The organism is Cellvibrio sp. (assembly GCF_053579595.1).
Genome location: NZ_JBRFPI010000310.1, coordinates 1 through 5,571, shown reverse-complemented (window position 1 = coordinate 5,571; position 5,571 = coordinate 1). Strand labels below are relative to the sequence as shown.

4 protein-coding genes and 2 pseudogenes are annotated in these 5,571 nt (G+C 45.2%); all 6 read right to left on the bottom strand.

Translation table 11 applies throughout. The annotated features are described in order from the left end of the window. Positions 1-857: cellulose binding domain-containing protein (locus ACWA6V_RS16460; RefSeq protein WP_449523508.1), on the bottom strand; the 857-nt coding region annotated here is incomplete at its 3' end. A 114-nt stretch (positions 858-971) separates the two neighbouring features. Further along, complete coding sequence (locus ACWA6V_RS16455) at positions 972-1,511, bottom strand: cellulose-binding domain-containing protein (protein ID WP_449523509.1); 540 nt, start codon at positions 1,509-1,511, stop codon at positions 972-974. Next, a pseudogene (locus tag ACWA6V_RS16450) lies at positions 1,485-1,721 on the bottom strand (glycoside hydrolase family 30 beta sandwich domain-containing protein); the annotation flags it as partial. The pseudogene ACWA6V_RS16450 and the gene ACWA6V_RS16455, both read right to left, overlap by 27 nt. A gap of 12 nt (positions 1,722-1,733) precedes the next feature. Further along, the gene (locus ACWA6V_RS16445) at positions 1,734-2,699 is read right to left on the bottom strand and encodes a hypothetical protein (protein WP_449523507.1); all 966 of its coding nucleotides are present in this window, start codon (positions 2,697-2,699) and stop codon (positions 1,734-1,736) included. A 384-nt stretch (positions 2,700-3,083) separates the two neighbouring features. After that, positions 3,084-4,244: a helix-turn-helix domain-containing protein gene (locus tag ACWA6V_RS16440; RefSeq protein ID WP_449523506.1), complete on the bottom strand. Its 1,161-nt coding sequence runs from the start codon at positions 4,242-4,244 to the stop codon at positions 3,084-3,086. 548 nt (positions 4,245-4,792) lie between these two features. After that, a pseudogene (locus tag ACWA6V_RS16435) lies at positions 4,793-5,571 on the bottom strand (substrate-binding periplasmic protein); the annotation flags it as partial.

The window sequence follows — 5,571 nt, the reverse complement described above, 5'->3', positions numbered from 1 at the left end:
GTCGCTACTTGGGTGTATTCGTTGTAGGTAGAAGTGTCGCTATCTTCCTGACGTTTAGCAGTCAACTGCACAACACTGTCGGGCGTACCGGGTGCAAGTTTCACCCAGACTGCAACCTCGTACTGGCTGCCGTTAACCAGCGAGCCTGTAGCGAAAGTCAAACCGTTCCAACTGCCGGTGCGACCAGTAATTAATGCGCTGGCAGAGCCGCTGCGCTTATCAGCCGTTGAACGTGCAACAGTACCGGCCGTTGTTGACCAGTTAGTTAAACCATTTTCAACACCGCCATTTTGCGCAAAATTATTGGCCGGAGCGCTAGATGAAGACGAGCGGCTTGAAACAACAGGTTGCGAACTTGGCGCTACGCTTGAACGCGCTACAGAACTGGGGGCAACACTGGAACGTGCAACTGAACTAGGTGCGACACTGGAGCGAGGCATAGAAGACGCAGCACCACCACATGCAGTTCCACTTACTGTTGGACGCTCAGCAGTCGCACCGTTTTTATTGCCCTGAAAACCAAAGGTGACCGATTGACCAACGGCAATATTGCCATTCCAGGATACGTTAGATGCGGTGTAAGGATTTGATCCAGACAAATTAGCATTCCATGAACCACTGATGCGGTTATTGGAGTAACCCCAATTTACACTCCAATTATTAATAGGTGCAGCTGTATCATTTTTGATGGTGATATTGGCAACAAAACCGTTGCTCCATTCACTTTCAACAGTGTAAGTACAGGCTGCAAGCGCAGAATGGCATGAGACCGCCAGAGCGGCACTAACACCAACCAAGCCACAGGTGCGTTTCAGCACCTGCGCAAGAATAGTGTGAGAGGATTTTGGTTTAAGCATGGTGTAAATCTCCGTTTATGGTTATTGGAAAAGTCGTAGTGGTACTGCAAGTTTAAAAACACCCGATCCGAAGATCGGGTAAAGCAGGGGGTGGTTAAACGAAATCAACTGTTGTTATTTGCAAACACTGCCCGTCACAGCCGGGATTTGTGCTGCACCATTATTTTTTATTCCCTGAAAACCAAATTCAGCTGTCTGGCCAGGTTGGATACTGGAATTCCAACTTAGGCCAGTTGCAGAATAAGGATTGCTGCCGGAGAGAGTGGCGTTCCAACTGTTACTAATGCGCGTGCCATCGCTATAACTCCAACTCACATTCCAATTATTAATTGCACTGGTGCCGTTATTTTTTATGCGAATAGCAGCGGTATAACCACTACCCCAATCATTGGTCACCACGTAACTACAACTGGCATTTGCATTACCATTTGCAACAGATGAACTGCTGCTAGAGCGAATGACACTCGATGCAACTGAACTGCGAGGTGTAGAACTTGGGGCCACTGAGCTGCGCGGCACTGAACTCGGTGCAACGGAACTTCTTGGTATAGAACTCGGTGCGACAGAACTTCTGGAGGATGAACTGGAGGAAGTGGTAGCACCTCCCTCGCTTACAAACGTAGCAATACTTTTTGGTTCAACAAATACACTCACCGCATTGTTAGTGACTTTTGATGTACCGCCGTAACCCACATTCAAGCTGTCAGACGTGCTGTACTTAACAAAATTGCCAACGCTGGCATTTTGCAAAGTGATATTCAGATTGCGCGAACCAGTGCCATTATTAACCACCACCATTACGATTTTATTGTCAGGACCTTTGTAAGCGGTTACCAGCACATCGGAATAGGGTTTTTCAGTCGCACCTACACGTTTCTAACCAGGGCGAACAAATCGCGCATATTGCGACATGATGTAACCGCGTTTACTCACTTGACCATTCTCGGTCAGGAATCCGTAAGAGCGACGGATATACCACCAAATATAAGCGTTAAAATTTGCCGCCATTGATTGATGCACTTCAGTGCCCACATCCAATGCTAATGGCCAGAGGTTTGCGTCATTTTTACTGTCGGTATAGTGCTCAGTCATCCACACTTCTTTGCCCTTGCTACGCGCGAGTGGATAATCTTGCGGTACAGCACCATAGAGGTGGCCTGCAATAATGTCGGCGTGTTGCACCGCTGTTGAGCTATTGAGAACCGGGTCAGTAAAACGCTTGGCAAAACCAACGGCCTCACCCACGGTGACTTTTAAATTTGAGCCAAAACGGGAACCTTGCGAATTTAAAAAGTTGACGAAGTCGTCACCTGACCAATCGCAGGATTCATAATCCGGATGCCAATCGGGTTCGTTTTGAACCGATACGGTATAAAGCGGCGCGCCGTTAGTAGACATGTAGTTGGCAAAATCCAACAGATGTGTAGCGTACTCGTCGTAATACTCGGGTTTTAATTTCCCACCATTGATCAGACTGTTGTTGGTTTTCATAAACGCCGGTGGAGACCATGGGGTCGCCAGCAGAATTGCACCCAACTGCCGCGCACGTACTGCGGCGGGAACCTGTATCCGCCAGTTGGCAGAGTTGGGATCTATACGCATGCGCATGATCGACAAACCTATCTGGCCAGGATCAGCCCCAAATGCACTATCGATTTGTGCGGGGGTTAAATCACCGATCCAACCCACACCATTCATGCCACCAAATCCGCGAATGGTTTGGTACTCGGTCGCAGGGTTAATTGTTACTGATTGTGCTAATACTTGTGAGCATGCGAGACAAGCACCGGCAATCGACAGGAGCAAAGCGCCGTAGCGGCTTTTTTTATCATTTTTGTTCATGGGGTTAGACCTTGGTTTAATCAGTATTATTCGAATAGGTCGCGAGGCTTAACTGCTAGCAATTTAAGCTGCGCTGGATGCGAGACTAAGGAAACCAAAGGATTAAAAATTGCAGTTTTGAAAGGTTTTTTATAAAACTGTAGAAAGTTGAAGAGTTGCTGTGATTATTTTAATGCGGTTTTAAGCGATAACTTGCAAAATGAGAACTGATTCGCTACCGCCAAAATATAAAAATGCACGAGACGTTAACCCCGGACACTGAAGGTTTATACGGATAAATCGCTGAAAATATTTACGGTACAGTAAATTAACTATTACTAATCCAGCAAAAAAAACAGGTGATAAATCCACCGGCAACCAATAGAATTTTTACTGTTAAAAATCTCAGCTGGAATCTTTTAGCGGATATAAAACTTTGAAGGTTTTGGGAACACATCCGTATTCGGTTTTAAATAATTTATTGAAGTAAGACACATTGTTGTAGCCAACTGAATAGGCTATTTCCGATACGTTTGCCTCTTCGTTTTCAGACAGTAGTCGCGCAGCTTCCGTCAATCGCAATTTATTTAAATAAGTACTAAAAGTGAGACCTAATTCCTCTTTTAGGATGTCGTTAATTTTTGTTCGATTAACACCTAGCGCCGCAGCCGCCATTTCCAGGCTCAGCTCGGGATTGGCGTACTCTGTCGCCATAAAGCGCAAGACTGCACTTTTCTCTTTATCCTTTTGCGGCTCAATCGATAATTTTTTATAAGCCATCAACGGCTGATCTTGTTTAACTTTTTCCCTGATATCAACCGTCAACACCGTCACATAACGGCGAAATAACCACACAAAAAATACAATCCACAACACCAGACTTACTGCCGCCGCCGCATAAATGTAACGATGATCTGTACCAAGCAATTTCACATCGGTTAATTTCACATGAGACGGCGTATTAAGCGGACTTTGTAATGAATTAACCCAGGCAAACCCCATGGTTTTATTCAGCTGATAACCGGTATCGCTAAATTCATATCCATAGCGCCCCAACCACCAGTGGGGCGTATCAAGATCGGCTAGGTTGATTGTGATCTCCGACCAACTTTTATCGCAAGAAAAGGCTGTGGAAGACACACGGCGCGACGACATGTTATTCAAGTTAGTCACTTTGTCATCAAAACTGAATAGCACCAACATAAGGACATTTTTGGGATCGCACTGGATTTTGAAAGAGATTTCCGCAAAGCGACGCAGATCCACCTGCACAAACGATTGGATCGGATCGACGAAATAAATTGAGTAATGGGTGTAGGGAAAAGGCTTTTCCGGGTCCAGGAAAAAGTCATACTCCACCGTGCCCACTTCGCTCTTTAGCATTACTTGCGTCTTACCCTCTGGTTTTTTGGGCTCTATTGCAGAAGCCCAAAGGAAAGCGGCATCACGCCCCGGAAACAGCGACGCATCTAACGTGGATTTCACAATCCCCACGTAAACCACTAGTGCGGTGAGCACCAGAGTGGCGATAAATGCAGCAAGGGCATTGCGGTAAAACGTTAACATTTTTGAAATAACCACTCAGGTTTAGACAAATAACCCATTCAGTATGAAAGATTTGGATCTATCCAGCGTTGTGCGCCCCCGCTTTTTGCTATACGCAAACATGTTTTAACCACAGGGTTGTCACGGGTTCAAAAACACAGGCAACGGAGCTGCCATAAGGAAGTTACACTGCCAACACAAGACCGATATTTTTGCCGAGCAGATACCACAGCCCTGAACCCGGAGGTCCAGACCTACATCTACTACTCAATGGGAAATGCCGAACAACGCCAACCGATATCGATTAATTATTATGAGCCCTGAATTAGCAAAAGAGCTTTATCAATGATTGCGCTGACATAATGTCATACAATCTGATCTAATGGCAATGGCGTAACACTAACTTGTGCGGATTAATATCTAAAATGAGAAGTGAAACGCCATCAAAAAGTAAAGCATTTCCGCTCTTCAACCCAAACGCACAGCCCTCATATTTTTTATTAAAGAAATTATATTCATAAGCAAACGACATCCAGTATCTTCATCCGGAACCCGATCCAGCAGATTGGTCACTGCGCTTGTGATAAGACCTTCTCCACATCAACCCCAAATACCATTACCCCCAGGGGTTCAAATTTCTCCTCAGTGTAGAGCGGAACACTTAACTGCAATTGGAAACGCTTGGTGGATTCATCATAATTAATATCGCCAAAATGCATGGTGTTAGCCGGCTGGGAAAATACTGCAGTAAATTTTTCTTCATCTCCTTGCCAGTAATCCGATGTCATATCGCTGATCGCTACATTTAACCCACGTGCATCGGTAACAATAATTTCCGTGATCATATCTTGTGATTGTTTTTTGATTTCGCGTAAATGGGCAGACAACTCCTGATCTACAAGCCCGATTGAATAAGAAAAATCATTCTGCATAAAGGCCTGCGTCCATTTTTTATCGCGCTCGGCAATCTCCTGCTTACTAAACCGGCGCGATTTTAAATTGCGCTCTTTCAATACAGTTTCCAATTTTGGCAGGCGCTTCCACCGCTCAATTTTACGGGTCAGCAATTCTTTTATTTGCTGGCGCTCGTACTCAGAAACTGAAAACCGCCCTGTAGCGCAGCCAGTAATCAGCTGATTAAAGCGCGCTAAAAATTCCGGGTTTTGATTAAGGAATTGCTCATTAAAATAGACCCCCAAAGGGACATAGCGGAAAAAACGGGACTGAAAGTTGTTGGCATCCATTTTTAATTCATTGGTCGCTTGTACAAAATGTTCGCGGTCCGCCAGAATCACATCAATACGTTTACTCTGTAACAGTTTGATTAACTGAGGCAGATTGTTTGCAC